The sequence below is a fragment of the Bacillus sp. 103mf genome (genome assembly GCF_900116295.1).
Classification (GTDB): domain Bacteria; phylum Bacillota; class Bacilli; order Bacillales; family Bacillaceae_G; genus Bacillus_A; species Bacillus_A bruguierae.
In genome coordinates this window covers 150,751-174,808 of the sequence record NZ_FPAF01000003.1, presented here as the reverse complement: position 1 = coordinate 174,808, position 24,058 = coordinate 150,751, and the positions used below count along the sequence as shown (strand labels likewise).

The following is a 24,058-nucleotide window of genomic DNA, read 5'->3' as shown; positions in this document are numbered from 1 at the left end:
TTCCTTCTTCAGTTATTTTCAAATTTCATAACCCCTTTTATTGAGAGATTTTACGGTTATATCCTCGCTCTCCGTATGGTTGCAATTTCTCTAACCACTTCTCTTCTAATTTTTTCAATTCTTCTTTTGCGTTAAAATATCCAGTATCTTTCTTTTTCAACACTTCTAATATTTCAAACTCAAAAGCATCTGCCCCGTATTCCTTCCAATCATCTTGCAATGCCTTATTCGTATGAGAACCCATATTAAGTAAAAGTCGTCTTCCACTTATCGTTTTTAAGTTTCTCGTACTCTCTACATACACTTTTCCGTTCTTTGTATTTCTAATACAATAAATCCCTCCTTCTATTTCTATTTCTTTATACATTTGTTTTAATTCTTCTCTTCTATTCAATTTCCTTTCTCCTTTCACTTTCTCTACATTTTATTTATAATTTCACCCAGTACTGACTTCCATCTGATGTTCTATCAAGAAAACCGTATTCAATTAAATACCTTCTTAACGTGACATAATCAGGGTATACATTTTCTAAAATCTCATTAACTTCCTTTTCTGTATATTTTTGATTACTATCAAACTTTGTCACTAAATGTTTCAAAATAATGAGCTTTCGCTTTTGTTTCTTTGGAAATTTAGAGAGTGGTCCTTCTAATCCTTCTGTAAAATGTAATTTTAATACTTCTTCATTCTCCTCTTCGGTAATGTTGTACCGCTGATCAACCATCGTAGCTGTACGATGAATTGGAAGAAATTTAGGTTGATTCGTCGCTTTTTCTTCTGAGAGCTCCATAAGCGCAAGAAACACTTTGGCTTGTTTCATCTTCTCCCTTAATGTAAAACGATGATTTCGAATTGTTGAAGTGCTTCCACCGTCCATTTCCTTTACAATTTCTTTATCATTTAAACCCATCTGAAAGAACTGCACCATCTTCTTCTGCAAATCTGTTAAACCTGTTAACTTCTTATCTAACCCTAATAAATAGTCGAACATAGAAATATGTTCATTTGCGATATGAAGTTGTGTAAATTTCTCTGCTTCATAAAAAACGTTTTCTTCTTGATAAATAATACCTTTCACAAATTTTTCTCCACAAGCTAAACAAACGTATTCTTCAGTGTCCTTCTCAAATACATATCCTTTTTTCAATTCCTCAACCGTGGCATTCCAAAACCATTCTGAAATATCATTCATGCTAAACAATCCCCTAAAAAGTTTATTTTAAAAACAAACGAATTATGATTTAGTTTATTTTTATTTATAATACCATAATAAAAACAAACATTCCAATATATTGTTTGCCTATTTTCAAACAAAATTAAATAACGTTTATGTTTTATGGATATTAAAAGGAAGTTTTATGCCTTTCAATAAAACAACATTTCTATCAATGTGGTCTTACTCCCCTCAGTAACTGAAGAAGCACCTACAAATTTTGCTTACATATGCATACGAAAATACAACAAATAGGACTAGCTACCATACTAGTCCTATTGTTCATTATCACTATTAAACTTTTATTTTTTCGATTTCATCCCTGCCGGTGCAATTGTAACAAGTGCAGTGTTTTCTCCTCTTTACTTCCTTTATGTTCAATACGCTTTGTCACAATCCCATCTTTCATAAACAAAATACAATCCCCTATCTCCGCCGCCACGTCCATCATGTGTGTGGAAAAAATAACAATTGTCCCATTCTTCTTAATGTCCTGTAAAACCTCGACAAATGCATCGACCCAAAATGGATCCAAACCATTCGTCGGTTCATCTAATAATAATAGTTTCGGTTTCCCTAACAACGCTTGTCCAAATACTAAGCGTTGACGCATTCCCTTCGATAAATGTTTTACAAGTTCATTCCTCTTTTCAATCAGACCTATCTTTTCTAAAATCTCTTGTACTTGTCGCTGACTAGCCTTTCGTAACACACCATAAAAAGAAAGAAATTCATGCACAGTCATCATCTCCTGCGCATGGAAGTCATCTGGCATATATCCAATTTGTGACACGTATGCATTCCTGTTTTCATGGAGAGCAATCCCATTCAATACAATCGTGCCTTCTGTCGGTTTTGAAATACCTGCCAATATATGAAGAAGTGTACTTTTTCCTGCACCGTTTCCCCCGCATAGTACGATGCACATTCCCTCGTCTACTTGAAGCGAAAAGTGAGAAAGTGCTTGTTTTGTCTTATATTCTTTTGAAACCTCTTTAACTTGCAAAAGTGTCATTGCATTTTTCTCCTTTCTAGCTTCCATGCAGAGAGAGTAAAACCCAAAGCCATATATATCAGTGTATATAAAATGAGAACTCCCCACGCCGCCTCAGATTGTAAGAAAGTAATAAGAGTATCGTATGCTTGTCCAAATATTGCACCACCACCTAATTGAACAACAAATACGATGCGAAGCAGTTCAGCAGGATTAACAAACAAAGCTACTTTTAGGAACACAGCAATCATTGGATACGGAACAAAGCTAAGAACAGCAATAAGTGCAGTAGGCCAAATCATAATTAAGAAAAACCAAACCCCAACAGATATTGTTAGCGCCTGCCATCTTGTTACGACAAAAGAACCTACCACGAAACCGATTATTAAAAAGAAAAGCATTAATACTATTGAGAATATATAAAGAGCTAGCACCCATTTAATAGATAATGCACTTCCACTAATGAGACCAATTATAAGGCTTATACCATAACTAAGTGTAAAAATAATGAGCTGCGCTGTAAATTGTCCGAATGCTTTTCCCATTACATAAGCAACACTAGAAATGGGATACGTACTTAATAACCGCCACTGTCCGTTTTCCATTTCATTTGCAATAGAAAAAGAACTGATAATAAGCATAAATAACGGTATAATATACAGCACTAAATTCACCATTGTACCTGTCATATTTGTGTATCCTGTTATAGTAGGTGTATTTCGCTCCAATAAAAATAGTAAAGACAAAACGCTCGTCCAAAGAATGACAAATGTATAAGATGAACGTTGTCTTATCGTGATTCGCCACTCAGATTGCCAAATGTGCCACATAATATCCCTCTTTCCATAATGTGAAACTTCCATCAGTGGAGTCCCCCACTGATGGTTAATTGAACCAATCGGGCGCATGCCAGCAGTTAGCCCCCATCTATTTTCTTCTCTCTCAATCTTAAAGTGGGGCTAACTCCCTCTTATTGCAGGATAAAAAAGGACAACCGGAGCGGTTGTCCTTTTTTATTAATGAGAATGATTCATATCCTTTTTCTTTGCATTCTCTTCTTTTATTTTCATCATCATATCCATGTTCTTTTTCCATTCATGCTTTTCCAAATCTTTTGCTTCTAACACTTCACCTTTATTTTTAGAGACAAAGCTTTCTGCATCTTTTTTATCTTTGAAAGAAATCACATTATAAGCCATCGGTGTTTTAATATCTTTGTCATAAACATAAGTCGCTTTCTCTACTTCAACCCACTCTTTTGTATTGTAATCACGTACAAATTTTGCTTGCAACTTTTCGTTCTTGTTTTTATTCATCCATTTGTACATACAACCAAGATCATCAAATTTTAATGATTTACCGTTTTCAAGAATTACTTCTGTTCCGAATTGATCGTTCGTCACAGCCATATTACAGTTGGCACATTTATCAGTTTTCTCGTCAATTGATACTGGCTTAACTTCCTTTTTCCCGCAGCCAACTACTGTCAATAAAAGAGCTGCAACTATTGTAATAAATAAACCTTTCCATTTCATCTTCTTTTCCTCCCAATTTTAAATAAAGTAATACTTATTGCTAACATACTCATACTGATTATTCCGATTTGCATCTTAAATGAAGAATTGTTTTCTTCCTTTTTCCCTCTAATTGTCATCCTAGGTTCATAATCAGTTAAAACTTGATTTTCAGGACTTTTTAACAATGCTTGGAGTACAAGCATACCAGGCGCTTGGAAAAACAACTGATATTCGGGGACTTCATTTGTTAGTGTTAGAAAAAATGGATCTGCTCTGTGCGGAATGCTGCTAATACCATTTCCCTTTGTATCCAGTTTCAAGGATGCGTCCCAATAATTATGTATAATTTTGTTTTCAGTGCTGTTTATCGCTTGAGACTCATTTACATTTCCAATAAAGACATTGTCAGACACATTATTTTCATTAGCATTTTTAATTTGCATGCCAATAAAATTCCCATTTACTTCATTATCTGAAATACGGTTGTTATTTGCATTTTCCACATACATTCCAACACGATTATAAGAAATTCGATTGCCAATCGCTTCTGTTTTCTCTGCATCATACAGCAATAAACCCTGTGCATTAACATTACGATTATTGAAAGTTAACTCGTTCCTTTTAATTTTTGTCTCTTTTGTTCCCATCACCATGGCACCTGTAATATTGTTGTGAGACTTGTTATCCTGTACGGTTATGTGATTAGAAAACATAATATGTATGCCATAACGAGAATTTCCGATAGCATTGCGGGTTATTCGATTAAAATGACTATTTTCAATATAAATGCCATCTCTTACTCTATCAATCTCGACTCCTTGAATCATATTGTTATTTGATTCCCATAAGTCGATTCCGTTTCCTTTCGAATTCCCTTTAATAAAACCACCTTCTACAACCGTATCACTTGTCTCGTTAAATTTAATCCCGAACTGCTTTGTGTAGATTTGAAGATTATTCAACCTATGATTCTTACCAGTAACACGAATAGCCTCCGTGTCTGCTCTACTGCTGCATTGTTCTACCTTTATATGCTTCAAGGTGACAGATTGTCCTTTTACCGTAATAACAGGCTCTTTACTACAAGAACGAACAGTGACTTCCCCTGTCCCTTCTAAAGTAACAGGCTTTGAAAGAACGAGTGTCTCGTTATAGATACCACTCGGTATTTTTACAATTCCATATTCAGGAGCAGCGTCAATTTGAGATTGTAACGTATCCTGTGCATAAGTATGGAATGAAAAACTTAAAAAAATTATACAAAAGAGAAAAAAAACTCGAGTTATTTTCATATGGCAATCTCCTCTAAATCAAGTCGACCTATATGAAGGATAACAAACAATTGTGTGGAATTTGTGAAGTAATTTTGTATGATTTGGAAAATAATATTTTTTCACTATAAAGTGCAACTTAGTTAAATCGATAAGTGGATTCTATATATAGAAAGAAAAATAAGAGCAAATGTTGTTAATAAAGAATATAAGCCATAAATAATAACAACATTTTTCAAGAGAAAATATAGAGTATATGCCTCATTTTAAACTTAATATATGAATTATAAGGTACATTTTCTCTCTTTATTACATAATCTATCAGTGAATTCTATTAAAGGAGGGAAAATGATGGCTTGTACAAAAGAGAATGTTTGTTTTGATATATGTCTTACAATTACCATTACACCAGGTAGTGAAGCTGAAGTAGCTGTGGATTGTGCTGATGCATGTGGGACAAGTCCTACAATCGAAGTAAAAGCAGATGGATCTGTCGTAATTACGTTACCTTTAACTGCTTGTTTCTCTATCACGTTAAATGATGATTTTAGTGTTAACTCTGAACTTACTGGTTTGTTTTTTCGCGTCTATTAAAAAAACGAATTGCTTGCAGAGATTAATAAAATGCATCCAAAAGTTGTTTCATTATTTATTTAAAACTTAAGGAAAATATAATCTTATATTGCCCCAAAATTAGTAATAGATTCAAAATACAACTTTATTATTTATTTCTTTCATTCCTTCCTTCTAATCTCCGTTTATAACGGGGATTTTTTTATTCCGCTATTCGCAGGCAGTAAGATCCATACTAATGGAAATTTCATTTTATCTTTTCTAAACTACTTACATGATGGAAAAACCGCTTAGTATTTTCAAAAAACATACTTCTAAAATTCTGCCAATCCAACTCAGGAAAAGAAACAATTATGAAATTGATTCATATATATAATCCCTTTATAAAGTGAAACTTCCATCCGTGGGGGTTTTCTTCATCCCCTACGGATGGAAAGCCTACCCAATCGGGCTTTTACGGGCAGTTATCTCCCACCTATCTTCTTTAGAAAGGCGGAAGCGGCTCGCTCAGAATCGTAGGACGTTGGAGTCCCTGACAAAGAGGTGCTTTTTGCCTCGTCCGAGGGGGCGAAACGACCGGAGATTCTAGCCGCTAGAGCTGGACAATGCTTCTCTCTGAATCTTGAGGTGGGGGTCTTACTGCCCCAAAATAGCGGGATAAACTAAAAAGATAGGATCCTCACTTGAGAATCCTATCTTTTATAAAGTATTTCATTCCTTCGGCTCAATCATTTTCTTCGGATCTACAATTTCATCAAATTGTTCCTCTGTTAACAAACCTGATTGCAGTGCCGCTTCTTTTAGTGTTAATCCCTCTTTATGTGCATGCTTGGCAATGTTTGCTGCATTTTCATAACCAATGTGCGGATTTAACGCTGTTACAAGCATTAACGAGTTATTTAAGTGCTGTCTGGTAATTTCTTCATTTGCTTCAATACCTACTGCACATTTATCATTAAATGAAACAAGCGCATCTGCTAATAATCTAGCAGATTGTAAGAAATTATAAGCAATGACTGGCTTAAAGACATTTAACTCAAAGTTCCCTTGACTTGCCGCAAAGCCGATGGTTGCATCATTTCCCATGACCTGTGCTGCAACCATCGTTAAAGATTCACTTTGCGTTGGATTTACTTTTCCTGGCATAATAGAGCTCCCTGGCTCATTGGTTGGAATCGTAATTTCCCCAAGGCCGCTACGCGGTCCGCTTGCAAGCCAGCGGACATCGTTTGCAATTTTCATTACATCAGCTGCTAACGCTTTTAACGCCCCGTGCGTATAAACAACTTCGTCATGACTTGTTAACGCATGAAATTTATTTAGTGCTGATACAAAATGTTTTCCTGTAAAATTACTAATTTCTTCTGCAACCATATCACCGAATTTTGGGTGGGCATTAATCCCTGTTCCAACCGCAGTACCACCAATTGCAAGCTCTTTCATATATGTACTACTTTCTATAATCATCCGCTCTGTCTTTTCAAGCATACGATGCCAGCCACTCACTTCTTGACCTAACGTTAACGGCGTTGCATCCTGCAAATGAGTACGACCAATTTTAATTATATGAGAGAACTCGTTTACTTTTTCTTTTAACGTGCCTTTTAATTTTTCTACTGCTGGCAATACTTGCTCTTCTACAGCTATCACGCACGCAATATGAAGTGCTGTTGGAAATGTATCATTTGAGCTTTGAGACATATTTACATCATCGTTTGGATGAATATGTAGATCAAGCCCTTTTTCTCTTAAAATTTGATTTCCACGGTTAGCAATTACTTCATTCACATTCATATTAGATTGTGTACCACTTCCTGTCTGCCAAACAACAAGCGGAAAATGCTCATCCCATTTTCCCGATAAAATTTCATCAACTGCCTCTACAATTGCATTTGCCTTTTCGTCTGCTAGCTTCCCTAACTTTTGATTACTAATCGCTGCACTTTTCTTTAAAATTGCAAATGCCCGAACAATTTCAAGCGGCATACACTCTGTTCCAATCGGAAAGTTCTCCTTACTACGCTGCGTTTGTGCTGCCCATAATTTATCAGCTGGAACTTTCATTTCTCCTAATGTATCTCTTTCAATTCTGTACTCCATGTTTTCATCCCCTTAGAATTAAATACCTTCTCTTTCATTTTACTGAAAAAACTAAAAATAATAAATATTACCACTAAAAATGAAAGTCATCTATTGAATGATGATTTTGATAATATAAATTACTGCACAAAGATAATAAATTAGCCCATAAAAACAAAAAATCATCCCCGCTATAAGCGAAAGGATGATTTTTTCATACTATGATACTTGCTTTTCTTTCTCTACATCATTTACATACCAAATAAATTTACCTGTATATCCGTAAATAACAGCAAGCGCTAATGATACAAAGCTCAACCACATAAATGGCAGATAAGATAACGTCGAAACGCCTAGAATACCCGCCATAAAAATACCGTTATCAGACCATGGAACCATTCCTGATGTGAGCGTTCCACCGACTTCTGAGTTACGAGCTAAAATGCGGCGATCTAATTTTAATTTATCGTAGCTTTCTTCCATAATTTTTGGCGTTAAAATTAATGATACATACATGGCGCAGCCAAATACGTTTGCTAAAAATGCAACAATTAAAGTCGAAAGTGTTACATTACCTGCAGATGTTAATTTTTTCTCAAACTTCGAAACAATAACTTTCAAAACGCCAAGCTTTTCTAGTAAACCACCAAAACCAAGTCCGAAAATAATAACAGCAACTGAGCTGAGCATTCCTTCAATTCCGCCGCGATTTAATAACTTATCAATGAAATCGATACCAGAATCGATAGAAAATCCTTTGTAAGCTGTGCCAATCGCTTCTCCAAAAGGCATGCCTTGGAACACAGCTGCCCAGATGGCACCAAGAAGAGCCCCCATTGCAATTGTAGGCATAGATGGACGTTTCATCGCTAACAGTATAATGACAACGACTGCTGGAACGAGCATCCAAATGTGAATATCAAATTGCTTTAGTAAAGATGCCTTTAGAAAATCTACTTTTTCTAAATCTACATTTTTTCCGCCATATATCCAGCCGGCAACTGTAAACATAATACCGGTAATAATATAAGCTGGAACATCTAAATACAACATAGCACGAACGTGCGCAATAACATCTACTTTCGCCATAGAAGCTGCAAGTACGGTGCTATCAGATAATGGTGATAATTTATCTCCGAAATACGCACCGGACAGAACTGCACCAGCTACAAGAGGAAGTGGTAATCCAAGTCCTTCTCCGATTGCCATCATGGCAATACCAGCTGTACCTACCGTCCCCCAAGAAGTACCTGTTGCGATAGATGTAATCGAACAAATAATTAATGTTGCTAATAGAAAGATACTTGGGTGAATAAATTCTAAACCATAATAAATAAGTGTTGGCACAACACCGCCAGCAATCCAAGTTCCAATAAGAGCACCAACCGCTACTAATATTAAAACTGCTTCGAGTCCATTCGAAATTCCTTTTGTAATCGCATCTTGTAATTCTTGATAACGAAATCCAAGCCTTAATCCAAGCGCAATGACAAGAAACCATGAAATAAATAACGCAAGCTGAATCGGTAAATCAAAAATTGTCTGAAATGAAAAGACAACGCCTAAAAATAACAGCAAAAGAATGATGATTTCTATCATCGATGGTAATCTTACACTTTTCAAATTTCTTCTCTCCTTATGAAGCAATAACATGATGCATGTCGTTTAGTTATTTTTACATAAACATAACTAGATAAAACATAAATATTCACATTATTTCGATTTGTTTTTTTAGTATAATAAATACACGACCTTTTTATTTTAAAAGTACAACCTATATTTCGCAATGCTAATTTGAAAAAATACATTATTTTTTTCGTATCTCATCATATTCACTCCGAGTCATTAAAAAGAAGCTATTTTAAAATTGATAAAAATAGCTTCTTTTTGTATTCTCAACTTTTAAAGATTTATATGGTGTATTTAATCAAATCAACTTAGATAATAAGTAATCGAAAACGTTATTTATAACAACATCGATTCAATCAATTTCATAAGTTGCTGTTTCGTCTGGCTTAAATAGTTTCTTTTTTTAGAAGAAATTACTAATCCTATAGGCATTTTAGGATCAAATCCCTCAACCTTAAATGATATTGAATTTTGTTTTAAAATAGTTCCTTTAGGGATTATACCTATCGCATCCCCAAAAACCATTTGTGGAATAAGATGCAGGGCACTACAATTATAGACCCTTTTAAAAGATAAATTGTTCTCTGATAAAAAAGCATTCACAGATTGATAATAATAACAACTATTCTCTCCAACCAAAATGGGATAATTAATAATATCAGATATTTCAACTGATTCTTTTGATAATACTGGATGATTTGGATTACTTACTATAAATTCGATTTGTTCTTTGCAAAGTGGAGTAAAATTCACATTGGAAATATTTTTGTTGTTTCCACAAACGGCAAAATCAATCTTATTTTGATCGATCATTTGTGATAAAAGCGCTGTATTTCCCACGACAAAATCACAATGTATGTATGGTTTTTTATCGTTTAAATATTTTAATATAGGTGGAATTAATTTTTCTGCAACTGATTCCAATAATCCTATTCTTAAATCCCCCTTCTCTTCATTACTTATGCGCTGCGCTTGAGATACAGAATAATCCCAATGCATTAATAAGTTATCTACTTCCTCAGCAAATAATACACCTTCATCTGTTAATCGAGCATCCCACCCTCGTTCAAATAAAAGAAAGCCAAGCTCATTTTCTAATTTTTTTATATGTGTTGTTACCGTTGATTGAGCATAGTTTAATTTTTTAGCTGCGAGTGAAAAAGTTCCTTCTTCAATAATCTTTTTAAATGTATTTAACTCTTTTATTTCCAATTTTACACCTAATCTCTATCGGTTTTATTGATAATAATATTATTTATTTTCAATTATACAAATCAATATTCCAGAAGTACAATAAAGTTGTCAGGAAGGAAGTGAAAATATGCCATTTGTTAATGTTTATTATCCAGAAGGGCAATTGAATAAAGAAGAGTTAAAAAAGGTGAGCAATTGTATTCATCATTCATTAATTGAACATTTTAAAATTCCCGAAAATGATTACTTTCACATGTTTTTACCTTACCAATCTAATCAGTTTTTTTACGACCCGTATTATCTCTTAGAAAGAGAGCAAAAGAGAACAGATAAAATACTACACGTTTCTATTACATGTGGACCAGGAAGAACAATAAATCAAAAAAGAGATTTGTATCAATCCATCGCGGAAGCTTTTTATAATCATTTAAACATCTCTACAACTGATATTTTTATTACATTAAACGAGACATCTGCTGAAAACTGGTCATTTGGTCAAGGAATAGCACAAATGGTTACTATGAAGGAGGAAAAAAATAGTGAATGATCGTATCGAATCCAATATACCAAAGGAAATGCGAGATATTGCTCCTGATTTTGTTGATTACGGTGAAAATATATTATTTGAAAAAGTATGGAGAGATCCGACATTAACATCAAAAGAAAGAAGTTTAATTACCCTTTCCGCTCTAATTAGTATTGGCAATACTGAACAACTACCATTTCATCTACAATTAGCTAAAAAGAATGGAATTAACGAAAAGGAGATTATTGCTTTGATAACACATATGGCTTTTTATGTTGGATGGCCCAAAGCAACTACAGCGATAAATAAAATACTGAGTTAAAAATAACAATATAGTATTTCTTAAGGCATCTATATTAACAGCCAAAGAAATAATCAACTTTTTTATAAAACCAAAAATCTAATTTCAAAAATGAAAACCATTTTGACTAAGCTTTTTCAAAATGGCTTCTTTTTATTTGGTTGTATCATCCAGTTTTGAGAAACACTTTAAATCAAACCTGATTATAAAGCTACACCTTTATATTTTTAAAAATAGGCTGTTTTCCCTTAGGAATTGTATAATTTGTCTTTGGTGGTGGTTATCGTGGTCTGTAAATTCCTTAACAATATATATAAGTGAATAAGGCGTTCCTGTATGTGGACAATGAGTTACACCGTTTGCAGTTAATGGCTTTTTTAGCTTTTCGATTGGCAGTTCATTAAGTTCTTTTACAAGTAGTTCCCTTGTATCTTTTGCTTCTTCAAGAAGTTTTGATTGTGATATGCCTGATTTTGCGTAGTTTGATGCCTTTTGATTATGTATACCAAAATCGGGAAACTCCATTCCCTTTTCATTTTGTACAGATGGGAGGATTTCTGTTAATAGATGATTATCCCAATTCATAATATGTGCTATTATCTCACTTACAGACCATTTACCATCGGCTATCGGTTTAAACCATAAAGTTTCATCGACTTCTTCTAAAGTGATTAGCCAGGATGAATAATGATTAAAATGACGAATTATACTTTTTACCTCACTCAAATTAATCCCTCTTTTCTAAATTAAGTTAATATAATCATAACATAAAATCCACAACAAACAAACATATGTTCTTACTTTTATTTTATGTTGCAAAAACAAAAATCTTTGAGAAAACAGCCTAAAAATAAAATGAAATAACTTTATTATTTCATTTCTCCCTCATTCTTGAGAAGCGATCTTACTGCCCAAAATTCCCAATAAAAAAACTGCTGAGAATCTTTTCTCAACAGTTTTTTTATCCAACAATTCTTTCTTTTTGCTGTTCTTTTTTTTCTGAGAGTAACGCATAAGGTGTACACATATATGTCATCGCAACTGGATCATATACAACACGTGCTTTCACACCAAACACTGTTTCAAACAATTCATCATTTAAAATATCACTTGGTGCTCCTTCCATTACTTTATCTCCATCTTTAATCGCAACAATGTGATGCGCATATTTAGCCGCATGATTTAAATCATGTACAACCATAACAACCGTTCGATTTTCTTCTTCATTTAACTTTCTCAATAACTCTAATATTTCTAACTGGTGGGCCATATCTAAATACGTTGTCGGTTCATCTAGTAATAATAACTCTGTATCTTGCGCAAGTGCCATCGCAATCCAAACACGCTGACGCTGTCCACCTGAAAGTTCATCTAATGTACGATCTGTAAATTGATGCATTCCCGTTACTTCAAGCGCCCAGTTTACCATTTCATGGTCTTTCTCCGTTCGCTTTCCCAGTAAGTGTTGGTGCGGATAACGACCATGCCAAACGAGACCTTCTACTGTTAATCCTTCGGGTGCCGTCGGTGATTGTGGTAAAATTGCCAATTTCTTTGATACTTCTTTTGTTGGCATCGTATGAATTGCTTTACCATCTAAATATACGTGACCTTTAGTTGGTTGCAGCAATCGTGCTAGCGATTTTAAAATCGTTGACTTTCCGCATCCATTTCGGCCAACTAGTGCCGTAATTTTTCCTTCTGGAATATGTAAATCAAGATGATTAATAATGGTTTGATTTCCGTACGTAAGCTCCAACTGTTCCGTATGTAAACTTGTCATCTTGTTCACTCCTTATTTGTTATTTATCCCGCTATTCGCGGGCTAACCATCAGTGGGAGATGAAAAAAATTCTCCACTGATGGAAGTTTCACTTTATAGGAGACTATGTTCCTTTTCTAATCACGAGTAAATATATAAAATACGGTGCGCCAATAAGTGCTGTTATAATACCAGCTGGTATTTCAATTGGCGGAATTATAATTCTCCCCACCATATCTGCACCCGTAACGAGTAATGCACCAAGTAACGCTGAAATTGGCAAGAACAATCTACTGTCTGAACCAATAAGCAGACGCGCTGCATGCGGGATAACAAGCCCTACAAAACTAATTGTCCCTGCTACTGCTACTGAACTTGCAGCTAAGGCAACGGCCACACCGATCAGAACAAGACGAACAGCATTAATACGCATGCCTAAACCTTTTACTGTTTCTTCATTTAATAACAAAAGATTAATTTGCTTATAACTTGCAAATGTAATGACCGCTCCAATGATCGTCCACGGCCATAGCATGTCAACATGTTCCCAAGATCTTGCATATAAACTCCCCTTTAGCCACACAAGTGCTTGTGAGGAATCAACTGCAAATTTCACAATAATAAATGTAATAAGAGCCTGTAAACCCGTAGAAATCGCAACGCCGCATAGTGCAAGACGTTCCGGTTTTACTCCTCCTTTTTGATACGATAATACATACACAAGCAAACTTGCAATCATTGCCCCAGCAAATGCAGCAACTGGGAGCATAATTGCCGGCACACTCGGAAACATAAGGAGCATAATAACAGCCGCTAATCCTCCACCAGCAGAAACTCCAATAACATCAGGTGCTGCAAGTGGATTTCTTGTAACACTTTGTAAAATGGATCCTGATAACGCCATGTTAATTCCAACTAAAATCGCTATGATAAGACGTGGTAAACGATATTTTAAGACAACACCTTCTCCTGTCATCAGTCCTTCTATAATCTCAGCAAATGGCGTTGGTACCGCGCCAAGCCGCAAACTTAGTAAAGAAAGTGCAATTAGCAATATAAGACCTACTATTATAACAATAGTAAACCGGCCAAACTTCTTCATTTAACAGCACCTCTCTTCCTTCTCATTAAATAAATGAAGAACGGTGTACCTAAAAGCGCTGTTATAACGCCAACAGGTGTATCTGCTGGATAAGACACCCATTGCGCTGCAAAATCTGCGATGACAAGAAGATTAGCGCCGAGCAATGCAGAAAATGGTAAAATGATTCGATAATCTTGACCAACTAATTTTCTTGCAATATGCGGAACTATCAGTCCGATAAAACCAATCGGTCCAGCTACCGCAACTGCACTACCGACAAGAAGAACAATTAAAAACGCAAATACTCTCCGAATACGAAGAACATTTACACCAAGTCCACGCGCTGTCTCCTCACCAAGCGATAAAATATTCAATTGATTTGCTAGAAAAAAAACAAGAATTATAACAGGAACTGCTGATACTAACATCATTTTTATATCTTGCCAGCTTGCCCCTGATAACTTTCCGGCCATCCAATATAAAATCTCTGTTAGTTGTGTTTCGTATAACAAAATCGCTCCTGTCGTTAATGATCCAAGGAATAGACTCACTGCAATACCAGCAAGCACAAGACGTGAAGGTGTATATTCGCCGCGAAATGCTAATGAATAAATAACGCTTCCTCCTGCTGCGGCCCCGAGAAAAGCTGCTAGTAAAATAACGAAACTCGTATCCTTCTCTCCAAATACTAAAAGGGCAATAACAACAAAACAAGAAGCCCCTTGATTTATTCCCATATTTTCTGGGTCAGATAACGGATTTCGCGTAATTCCTTGTAAAAGACACCCGGCAACAGCTAATGCCGCGCCAAGTAAAGCTCCTAACACTACACGTGGTATACGTACTTGCCAAACTGTATAGTAAATTAAATTTTTTGTATCCGCTGCAAATACTTCTGATATGTTATGAAATGATAATCCTTTTACACGAAATAATGCGGAGAAAGCTCCCACCATTACTAATAATAGAAAAAAGAAAATAAATTGCAAAGTAGAAGAAGCATACGGGTTTAACGCCCGTCTGCTTCTAGTTTGTGTATGATACAAAGTCTCCAACTCCTTATTTAGAAGACTGACCTGTTAATGCTGGAAGTGCCTCATCTAAAATTTTATTTGCTGCAATTGGTCCGCGCCCACGTGCCCAAAGATTACGATCAACATCAATTACATGCTTTTCTTTTACTGCTTTTAAGTTATTGTATAGTGGATTATTTTTAAACTTCTCTACATTTTCTCCATATAAGAAGATATAGTCTGGATTAATTTCATTTAGACGTTCCATCGTAATTTTTGCAATTTCTGCTTTACCTTCTGTTTTTTCTTTTTTACCTTCATATGCATACTTCACACCAACATCCGTCATTAACGAGCCAATAAATGAATCTTTAATCCATACTGAAAACTCATCATCAAAAGCACCAATAACCAGTACTGTTGGATTTCCTTTTACTTTCTCTTTTGCTTTTGAAATTTTATCTTGTAAATCTGTACGAATCTTTTTCGCTTGCTCTTCTTTTCCAACTGCTTTAGCAATGGTATCCATATTTTTCATTACTTCTTCATAACTATTGTCATCAAATGCAATCGTTGGAGCAATATCTTTTAATTCTTTTTGAATCATATTGTGGCGATCTTTACTTGCAATAATTAAATCTGGTTTCACAGATGAAATAACTTCTAAGTTTGGTGCTTTTCGCTCCCCAACATCTTTAACTTTTGATGCTTTATCTTGTAAATATTCTGGAATTTTCGTTTTCCCTACTCCAGCATTTGCAACTGGTGTAACACCTAAATCTACTAATGTATCAATAAATGAAAAGTCAAGAGTTACAATATTTTTTGGTGTTTCTTTTAACTCTGTTTCTCCCCACTCATGTTTAATTTTCACTGATCCTGTTTGACTGTTTGCTTCTGCTTTATCTTCTTTTTTAGTCGTTTCTTTTGCTCCTCCACTGCAACCAGCAAGCGCTCCCACCGCTAATGACATAGCTACAAGTAAAGTACTTACTTTTTTCCTGTTCATTATGTAGTCCCCCATACCAACAATATTGATAATCAATTTCAGTTAATATGATAGCATAATTTTAGAAATTGTCTATTATTTTTCCAAAAAAAATATTTTTTGGAATGATTCATACACTCGATTCGCGAGCAGTAGCCCCTACTGATGGAAGTTTCACTTTATAAAATAAGCGATTTTTGAAGCACCTCATCATACACATATTGTTTTCGTACAAGTGAAGAAACCATACCGCTTTGCAATGCACTATACGCCGGAATAAATGTCATTATATCCCCTATGCTATGCAGTGTACTATCCGTTATATCAACAATTAAATGATCACTACTTCCACCAAGAATTTCAATATTCTTATCAGAAGCTTGTAAACCGCTAATATCAAGATCCTGTCTTCCTATTGCAACAATTGCTCGTAGTCGCTCTCCTTTATCTTCAAAAGACGGAACTTGGCCAAACGCATCTCTTCCAATGACTCCCCTTGGCATAGACGGCTTTCTTTTTATTTCAATGATTTCTGCTTCAATTGAAAATACATCTTGGTACATAAAAGGAATACGTTTCCCATATGCTGTTTCTTTTCCTAGAAAAATGGCTTCTCCAATCCGTAAAGAGTTGACACGTCCAATATGTTTTTTTTGCATAATAAGTGGTAACGAACTTGAATTACCTCCTGAAATAAGCCGAAGCTGTGTTCCTATTTTTTTCTCTACTAACTTTGCTAATTGTGTTAATTCTTGCAAAGAACTCTCAGTTGGAATCACACCGCTAAAGCAAGTGAAATTTGCTCCAATACCATCGAGTGCAATTCCAGGTATATTCGATACTCTTTGTGCTGCTTCTACCACTTGATGCGACATCATTCCTTCGCGAAGATCACCTAAATCAACCATTAAAATTACACGATGTATTTTTCCATATGTTCTCGCCGCTCTTCCTAATGCTTCTATAATACATAGTTCAGAATTCAAACTAATATCCGCACAAAGAACCGTTTCTTCTACCTCCGACAAAGCTGGCGTACGAATCAATAAGAGCTCAGCTTCTTTTCCGACAATAGAACGAATGTGATGAAGATGCTGTAATCTAGAATCAGCAAACCTTGTATACTTTGCCTCTTGAAGCGTTTCAATTACCTCTTTCACAGCGCCGACCCCTTTTGTCACTGGAAAACATATCATATTTGAGCGCTCACATAATTGCTTCATCATCATGGCATTATGCTTCAATTTTGAAAGATTTACTTTCATAATAGGCAGCATGTTCATTCCTCCTACTACATAAATACATTTTAATTTTTCAACATCTTTGTCTAGCTCTGCTATGTAGAACAAAACATGACCGCTACTCGCTTTCTCTCCTTTGCCTTAATCCTTGCATGTGGCAGGAAATGCCCTGACCGCTTCTATGCACGGCCAGATGCTCTCACCTACCTAAAAGAAAGTGGTTTTCAATTTGTATTTATATACGCACAAAGCGGATTATGAAACTTTGTATACAAATAAGATTTCGCTTGATCTTGTATTCTCATTGAGAACAATGCTTTTGTTTCAATTTGATCTGCGAATATAGCTGCTTTTTGCTCCTCTGTTGCATCTACCATATACTCTTTCACAATCGCAGCAACGATTCTCCATAATTCTTTTTCCTGTACGTCGTCTATCGCACGAGCTAACGTAAATAACACATCTCCAAAGTGATTTTGCAATACGGAATGAATAAACTTGTTATAAACTTCATTTCTATCATCTGTAAATACAACTGCTTCTTTCAGATTCGCAATATCTACTACCTTTCCTAATGTCTGCTTATGAATTCGCACGCCTCCTAAATCACGCACAAAAATCCGTTGAATTTCTCCTCCCTTTGTAACAATAATAGAGTTTTGCATATGTCCTTCTAAAGCAATTCCATATCGTAAAACTAGCTGTAGTAAAGGAATCATAACTTTTTCAGTATAATGAGCAACATAATGAAATACCTCTTTTTTTCCAATCGTTTCTGTTTCAAAATATGCGCGCATTATATCTACAATAACGGGTTCATCTTCTTTTAATGGATTACTTGCGGTTAAACTAGCTCCAACCCATAGTAATTCTCCTTCTTTCCTATAAACATTTGGGCTTTCTCGTAAAATAAATGCCAGATTTCGACCTAAATGAGCATCATCATTTTTCGTAAAAGTAGCCCCAACTCGTTCACGAACAACTACTACTGACTGCGATAACTCTTTCTCATTTGCGTAAATCGTATCAAACAGTGAAGAAAGAATGGGTCCGTTTATCGTTATTTCTGGTGATACCGTTCTGACCGCACTCGTAGCTTGCGCGCGTACTGGAAGCTTTACATGGTATGGCAATTCTAGTAGATTCATCGTTCGAAATGAAAGCGTCGCCCGGGACGAAAGTTGATAAGGAATTGGAATAATACGTGCTTCCTCCAAATCCTTATCATACTCTTTGATTAGTACATGTTCATATTGCCACGGGTGAACAAGAAATGGATAATAATCCCCCATTTGTTTTCTTTGATTTGTTAATGTTTCATATGCTGTTTCATATAAGTCTGGCATAACTTCATATAATAATGTTTTTTCAAAACTATCTCCTGTAACTGCTATTACATCTTTATGAATAAGTAATACATATAGCGGAACAATCTGTTCAAATTCAGGTGCATAGCGCTTTACTTCTTCTTTCGATAAACCAAGTTTCGTCTTTGTTGAAGGGTGCAGTGGATGTCCTTCAATTACTAATGACTCTGTATATAATAATTCGTCAAATGACGTACATCTTTTTAATTCTTCGAAGAATTGATATAGATTATTTGGTTTATATTTCGCAAAAAACATCATGTTTGTTTCAAGCTGTTGTTTTACCCATTCTTGTTTTTGCTCCCATGCCTCATAGGCCATTTCCAAGTTCTCAACGCTGTTCTGTAATTCATTTTGCAAAGCATCTGAAACATGAAGCTGAAAGAATGGTGCTACTTCCTCAAAAAACGATTGTAATGAACCAATCCACCTAACATGTCCCCTTACTTTAAAACGAAGTGGAAACGCAAATTCGTATCGTTCAAATGCTCCTTCTTGTTGCACCTCTAGTAATAATTCCGCTTCGTTCATACAATCTATAATTTCAATACCATGCTCATGCTTTAGCACAGCACAACTTTCTAATAAATTTTTTTCACGAATTAACGCATTACAAAAACGATTTAAAATACGATATTCTGCTTGTACTCGATTGAATTGTTTACTTTGAATGGACAACATTCTTCACCTTCCTGTTTTGTTTTTTCACTTTTATATATTGAAATACAAATGGGATAATACATAAAATCCCCATCATCACAAATGTTTCGGAAATACCCACATATTCAATTGCATAACTTACTACAATCGAACCGAGCGGAATCATTCCTCGGTCCATTAATACAACACTAAGCATGAGGCCTCGTTCTTCTTCACGAACATTATTTTGAAAATAGACACGGTTACTAGAGCGTAACAACTGTCCAAAAAGGCCGATAGAGAATAATAGTATAAAAAACGTAAACGTATTACTAATAACAAGAAGCGCTATACTAATGGAAAACAAAAGTAAACTCATGTAATAAATCTTAATTTCTGAAATATACTCTAGTATTCTAGGAAGAATAATCGTTGCTATAATTGCCCCAATTGCTGCCGCAGACATCGCAATACCGAACACTTCCGCTTTTCCTGTAAATTGATGAGAAACAAGTACAGGCAATACAGACGTATACGAAAAGCCAAAAGCCATTGTAATCATTGATGCCATAAAAATATTTTTTCCCATAGTATCATGAGAAAAATATTGAACAATTTGTTCCCAGCTTGCTTTTTTCTTTTCTTTTCGTTTTTTCATCGTTCGATCTTTCATCGGTAATACGAGAATGAATGCAATAAGTGAACAAACTGCCTGCATCATAAATGTCAGCTCAATATGTCCTCCTGCAATCAAAAAACCAGCAACAGCTGGCCCTGTTGAGCGACAAACATTCATCACAAATGAGTTCATAGATATCAATTTACTAATTTGCTGGTTCGTATCAATATCTGAAAGAATCGTATTTCGATTTGGTGTTTCTAATGCACTAATTATTCCTCTCACAAATGAGAAAAGAAGAAAAATAAAAAAAGAAGGAGTAATAAACACAACATAAATAGCAAGTACTGTTGTAACCACTAATCCCCAAAATGAATAGGACTTCATTAACTTAATACGTGGATACAAATCACAAAGCTTCCCTGCATATACACTAAACAATGCAATAGGAATCAGCCGTACAAAGTTGATCCATCCTAAATATGTGGCACTGTGATACAAGTCATAGACGTACCAATTGATTGCAGTCATTCCAAGCCAATTCCCCATAAATAAGAAAAATGAACTACTAAAAAATAGTTTGCGAATAAAAACCACCCCGAAATTTTTGGTTGCATTTTTACATGCGCCCTTTATAATTGAAATTGATTATCATTATCTATGTAAAATAATATAAAATATTCTTTTTTATCTGTAAAGATAGAAAAATTTGAGAAAGGTGGTTTCTATGCATCTCAATAAAATTCAAACATTAGAATTAGAGGAACAAAACTTGCTTTCTTTTTTACAACATCATCACGCACCACTACATGAAACCTATCAACAAATGATTCAAAAAGGACGAGCTGGTATACTTGAACGATTACTATCTTCCTTCATACGTGAAAATATATGTAACATGACAGAGAATGGGATTTTGCTTCGCAAACATAAAGGGGTATTTGCTTCATTTTCAAAGCAGCATTGTCCAGACTATTTACTAGATTATATAAATACTCATACTCATCAATTTGACGAGTTTTCAATGATACAAGGATTATGTTTCAAGAAACAAAACGCATACCTGCTTATACCGATTCAACACATATATGCTTTTGAACGACCAGTTATAAGTGGACCATATATTCTTGTATCACCATCTAATGAAAAAGAAATTAAGCATCCGAATGAAGTATTGACATTGCTAATGCAAGAAAATTGGCAGGGGCATCCTTCCTATTTTCAGATGTTTAAAGACGATGTTACAAATAGTGCTGCTAATTTAGCTCTTGCTTATACATTTCATGAACAAACCGAGAATACTTCAACGCTACAAGCTGCTTCTCAGGCCCAAGATTCCTATGCCTTTTTTGAACAGCTCGTTATTGAAGGACACCCTTGTCATCCTGGTGCCAAAATGAGAAAGGGTTTAAGCCCAGAAGAAACATTGGCTTATTCAGCAGAGTTTAAAAATACCATTCCACTCTGCTTTGTAGCTGTACACCAAAATTACATAAGCTCAGCTTTTATGGAAGAACAAACTTGGAATGCAGTATTATTTTCTTTTGAACCTGCACTTCAAGTAGAAGCCGAACTGAAACTTGGTGATAAGATAGACGACTACATACTATTACCAATTCATCCATGGCAAGCTACTCATACGTTACGTGAAATTTATAGTGAAGAACTTGAAAAACAAACTATTATTTTATTGGATTATAGAGCAACATATTTAGCGGGCATGTCTTTTCGCACAATCTTTCCTGCACAACATGATACGATTAGACCACATTATAAACTAACAACAAATATTCATTTAACTGGAGAAGTACGAACATTATCAGAACAAACGATTCATAACGGACCAATCATGAGCAATATTTTAAAACAAATTGTTACTCATGATAAAATGATTGATGGAAATCGTTTTGTTCCAATTATGGAGCGAGCTGGCGCTCATTTTCTTCATCCAAATGATGTAGACGAGGAATTCCAAACATTACGGAGTGAAAATCTCGCTTGTGTCATTCGTGATAATATTCATGCTTATGTGAATCAAGATGAATGGGCTATTGTCGGATCTGCCCTTGTCGCTTCCGTACACGGTACAAATAAACCAGTCATAGTAGAACTAATTGAGCTATACAAAGAGAACTATGACCTATCATTACAAGATGCAATTGTTCAATTCATAGAGAAATATGTAACAAATGCCCTTACCGGTTTTATTCCGCTCATGGTGAAATACGGCATCGGTTTAGAAGGTCACCTGCAAAATACAGTTCCTGTCTTTAAAAAAGATGGTACACCGGATCGACTACTCGTGCGTGATTGGGAAGGTATTCGTGTTCATCGTAACCGTTTACAAAATGCAGGATTTGATATAAACATGTTTCATCATAAATCAAGAATTCTAGTAGATGATGAAAAAAGTATGCGTAATAAAGTATTTTATTCTGTCATGCAAAATCACTTTGGCGAGTTATTTTTGCATATAAGTCAGTTCTATGAATTAGATGAACAACTGCTATGGAATATAGTAAAACGAGTCTTACACAATATTTTTGTAGATTTACAAAAAAATCCTAACTACAAAGAGTGTGCACTATCTGACTATGCTGTCTTTTTTGCAGATCAAGTAGATTATAAAGCTTTAACCCTTATGCGTATGATGGGAGAAGCTCATGCTTATTTTTATGTAAAAGTTAAAAATCCATTATGTAATTGAAATATACAAATGACATAACCCCCTTTTTCTTTTAGAGGAAGACGAGAGCATCTGGCCGTGCGTAGAAGCGGTCAGGGCCTTTTCCTGCCACATGCGAGGTTTAAACAAAGGGAGGAAGCAAGTGCAGGTCATGTTTTATTCTGCATAGCAGCGATTTATATGGATAAATTGTAAAATCAGTTGTGAAGATGAGCCATAAATTAAGATGAGCTCAGTTTCGGGCTCATCTTTTTCTTTATGATTTTAATTTTTCATATGCATACGGTTTCTATTTTTCTACTTTATTTATCCCGCATTAACGGACAGTAAGACCCCCACCTCAAGATTCAGAAAGAAGCAAAGAAGATAGGTGGGGGATGAAGCCCCCACCACTGACAGAAGTTTCACTTTATTTTTACAAGTGGAAATACCATGCAATCTCCTCCATTATGTTGTGATTGTATATTTATGCTTGCTGTTGCTTTGGAATCATGTTTGTACAAATCAATGCTAATAACCTTGACAAACGAACAAAAAAAGAGCGTGTTTTGAAAAAAGTTTAATCAAAACACGCTCTTAAAATATTCTAATGTATTACTCTTTTATAAAAAATTCAATTATTTTTTGTTCAACTGAAGCACTCGTTAATTGAACAAGGTTTTGCCATTCTATTGATCAACATTGTACTGATGCCTTAACTAAGAGCCAGCACTATAAAATGATGACTCTTAGTTATTTTTTTCATGGAACTTATTTCGGACAAATCTCCAAAAGTATAATTCATCTGTTTCTTTATACATTTCCCCCCCTGATTTTTCTAATACCCGGTGCGATGGAATATTATCTTTATCAGTATCAGCAATAATGTACATAACACCCGTCTGATTTAACAACCAGTTTTTCATAGTATTAATTGTTTCCGTCATATAGCCGTTTCCTTGATATTCAGGAAGAGTATAGTAACCAATTACTACTTCACCATTTTCATTTGGAAGACCTTTTAACATGATTCCCCCAACATTACAGTTTTTATCTTTCGAAACAATTAACCAATTAGTATACCATATATAATTTTCCTCATCAACTAACAGCTTTGAAAGCCTTGTTTCCATAGCTTGTTTAAGTTCTAAGCTAAGAAATTTATTTGATTCACTTAAAGATAACCTTAGTTCCATTTTCTTTGGATTATCAATTAGTAATTTCAGATTTTCTGCACTCAGAGGAATTAGTCTTAATCTTTCAGTGTTTAATTCAATCATTATTACACTCCTATCATAATTTGTACGCCATTTTAAATAGGCAAAAACAAATTTTAAAATAGGTATATGTTATTGGCAGCTACCCCCACTATATGTAATCCT

Annotated in this window: 22 protein-coding genes; 4 read left to right on the top strand and 18 right to left on the bottom strand. The window is 35.0% G+C overall.

What is annotated here, in order from left to right; translation table 11 throughout:
- Positions 1-37 precede the first annotated feature (37 nt).
- The 6 genes from BM350_RS10495 to BM350_RS10470 all read right to left on the bottom strand — a co-directional run bounded on the left by BM350_RS10495 (position 38) and on the right by BM350_RS10470 (position 5,017).
- Complete coding sequence (locus BM350_RS10495) at positions 38-394, bottom strand: GIY-YIG nuclease family protein (protein WP_170857677.1); 357 nt, start codon at positions 392-394, stop codon at positions 38-40.
- Positions 395-428: 34 nt separating this feature from the next.
- Positions 429-1,193, bottom strand: coding sequence for a DUF2087 domain-containing protein (locus BM350_RS10490; protein WP_090912246.1), 765 nt, complete (start codon positions 1,191-1,193; stop codon positions 429-431).
- 337 nt (positions 1,194-1,530) lie between these two features.
- Entirely contained in the window at positions 1,531-2,229 is a 699-nt protein-coding gene (locus BM350_RS10485; RefSeq protein WP_090912248.1) for an ABC transporter ATP-binding protein, read from the bottom strand.
- Positions 2,226-3,038: an ABC transporter permease gene (locus tag BM350_RS10480; protein ID WP_090912636.1), complete on the bottom strand. Its 813-nt coding sequence runs from the start codon at positions 3,036-3,038 to the stop codon at positions 2,226-2,228. Before BM350_RS10480 ends, BM350_RS10485 begins: the two co-directional genes overlap by 4 nt.
- Before the next feature lie 186 nt (positions 3,039-3,224).
- Positions 3,225-3,743, bottom strand: a complete 519-nt coding sequence (locus tag BM350_RS10475) for a nitrous oxide reductase accessory protein NosL (RefSeq protein ID WP_090912249.1) — start codon at positions 3,741-3,743, stop codon at positions 3,225-3,227.
- Positions 3,740-5,017 carry a right-handed parallel beta-helix repeat-containing protein gene (locus tag BM350_RS10470; RefSeq protein WP_090912251.1) on the bottom strand — a complete coding sequence of 426 codons (1,278 nt, stop codon included), beginning with the start codon at positions 5,015-5,017 and terminating at the stop codon, positions 3,740-3,742. The genes BM350_RS10475 and BM350_RS10470 overlap by 4 nt, the downstream gene beginning before the upstream one ends.
- A 330-nt stretch (positions 5,018-5,347) precedes the next feature.
- Here BM350_RS10470 and BM350_RS10465 point away from each other — a divergent pair, with 330 nt between their 5' ends.
- Positions 5,348-5,590, top strand: coding sequence for a hypothetical protein (locus BM350_RS10465; RefSeq protein WP_090912253.1), 243 nt, complete (start codon positions 5,348-5,350; stop codon positions 5,588-5,590).
- A 690-nt stretch (positions 5,591-6,280) separates the two neighbouring features.
- On the opposite strand, the gene fumC is transcribed toward BM350_RS10465, so the two are convergent.
- From fumC to BM350_RS10445, 3 genes are all read right to left on the bottom strand, one after another.
- Complete coding sequence (fumC, locus tag BM350_RS10455) at positions 6,281-7,669, bottom strand: class II fumarate hydratase (RefSeq protein ID WP_090912255.1); 1,389 nt, start codon at positions 7,667-7,669, stop codon at positions 6,281-6,283.
- A gap of 198 nt (positions 7,670-7,867) precedes the next feature.
- Positions 7,868-9,271 (bottom strand): Na+/H+ antiporter NhaC, encoded by a 1,404-nt coding sequence (gene nhaC / locus BM350_RS10450; RefSeq protein WP_090912257.1) that lies wholly within the window; start codon positions 9,269-9,271, stop codon positions 7,868-7,870.
- A 342-nt stretch (positions 9,272-9,613) separates the two neighbouring features.
- Positions 9,614-10,489 carry a LysR family transcriptional regulator gene (locus BM350_RS10445; RefSeq protein WP_090912259.1) on the bottom strand — a complete coding sequence of 292 codons (876 nt, stop codon included), beginning with the start codon at positions 10,487-10,489 and terminating at the stop codon, positions 9,614-9,616.
- Between the two features lie 109 nt (positions 10,490-10,598).
- On the opposite strand from BM350_RS10445, the gene BM350_RS10440 reads away from it, so the two are divergent.
- Positions 10,599-11,018 (top strand): tautomerase family protein, encoded by a 420-nt coding sequence (locus BM350_RS10440; protein WP_090912261.1) that lies wholly within the window; start codon positions 10,599-10,601, stop codon positions 11,016-11,018.
- Positions 11,011-11,319: a carboxymuconolactone decarboxylase family protein gene (locus BM350_RS10435; RefSeq protein ID WP_090912263.1), complete on the top strand. Its 309-nt coding sequence runs from the start codon at positions 11,011-11,013 to the stop codon at positions 11,317-11,319. The genes BM350_RS10440 and BM350_RS10435 overlap by 8 nt, the downstream gene beginning before the upstream one ends.
- Before the next feature lie 198 nt (positions 11,320-11,517).
- Here BM350_RS10435 and BM350_RS10430 read toward each other — a convergent pair whose 3' ends face one another.
- From BM350_RS10430 to BM350_RS10395, 8 genes are all read right to left on the bottom strand, one after another.
- Complete coding sequence (locus tag BM350_RS10430) at positions 11,518-12,024, bottom strand: DinB family protein (protein ID WP_090912264.1); 507 nt, start codon at positions 12,022-12,024, stop codon at positions 11,518-11,520.
- A gap of 235 nt (positions 12,025-12,259) precedes the next feature.
- Positions 12,260-13,081 (bottom strand): ABC transporter ATP-binding protein, encoded by an 822-nt coding sequence (locus BM350_RS10425; protein WP_090912266.1) that lies wholly within the window; start codon positions 13,079-13,081, stop codon positions 12,260-12,262.
- A gap of 103 nt (positions 13,082-13,184) precedes the next feature.
- A complete protein-coding gene (locus tag BM350_RS10420; protein ID WP_090912268.1) occupies positions 13,185-14,162 on the bottom strand; it encodes a FecCD family ABC transporter permease in 978 nt (325 codons plus the stop codon).
- Positions 14,159-15,190 (bottom strand): FecCD family ABC transporter permease, encoded by a 1,032-nt coding sequence (locus BM350_RS10415; RefSeq protein ID WP_090912269.1) that lies wholly within the window; start codon positions 15,188-15,190, stop codon positions 14,159-14,161. The genes BM350_RS10420 and BM350_RS10415 overlap by 4 nt, the downstream gene beginning before the upstream one ends.
- Positions 15,191-15,203: 13 nt before the next feature.
- The gene (locus tag BM350_RS10410) at positions 15,204-16,166 is read right to left on the bottom strand and encodes an ABC transporter substrate-binding protein (protein ID WP_170857676.1); all 963 of its coding nucleotides are present in this window, start codon (positions 16,164-16,166) and stop codon (positions 15,204-15,206) included.
- A gap of 158 nt (positions 16,167-16,324) precedes the next feature.
- Positions 16,325-17,422, bottom strand: coding sequence for an alanine/ornithine racemase family PLP-dependent enzyme (locus BM350_RS10405; RefSeq protein ID WP_090912274.1), 1,098 nt, complete (start codon positions 17,420-17,422; stop codon positions 16,325-16,327).
- Between the two features lie 188 nt (positions 17,423-17,610).
- Complete coding sequence (locus BM350_RS10400) at positions 17,611-19,434, bottom strand: IucA/IucC family protein (protein ID WP_244547970.1); 1,824 nt, start codon at positions 19,432-19,434, stop codon at positions 17,611-17,613.
- The gene (locus tag BM350_RS10395) at positions 19,415-20,608 is read right to left on the bottom strand and encodes an MFS transporter (protein WP_280141373.1); all 1,194 of its coding nucleotides are present in this window, start codon (positions 20,606-20,608) and stop codon (positions 19,415-19,417) included. Before BM350_RS10395 ends, BM350_RS10400 begins: the two co-directional genes overlap by 20 nt.
- Before the next feature lie 130 nt (positions 20,609-20,738).
- Here BM350_RS10395 and BM350_RS10390 point away from each other — a divergent pair, with 130 nt between their 5' ends.
- Positions 20,739-22,718 carry an IucA/IucC family protein gene (locus BM350_RS10390; protein ID WP_090912276.1) on the top strand — a complete coding sequence of 660 codons (1,980 nt, stop codon included), beginning with the start codon at positions 20,739-20,741 and terminating at the stop codon, positions 22,716-22,718.
- A 707-nt stretch (positions 22,719-23,425) separates the two neighbouring features.
- On the opposite strand, the gene BM350_RS10385 is transcribed toward BM350_RS10390, so the two are convergent.
- Positions 23,426-23,956 (bottom strand): GNAT family N-acetyltransferase, encoded by a 531-nt coding sequence (locus tag BM350_RS10385; protein WP_090912278.1) that lies wholly within the window; start codon positions 23,954-23,956, stop codon positions 23,426-23,428.
- Positions 23,957-24,058 lie beyond the last annotated feature (102 nt).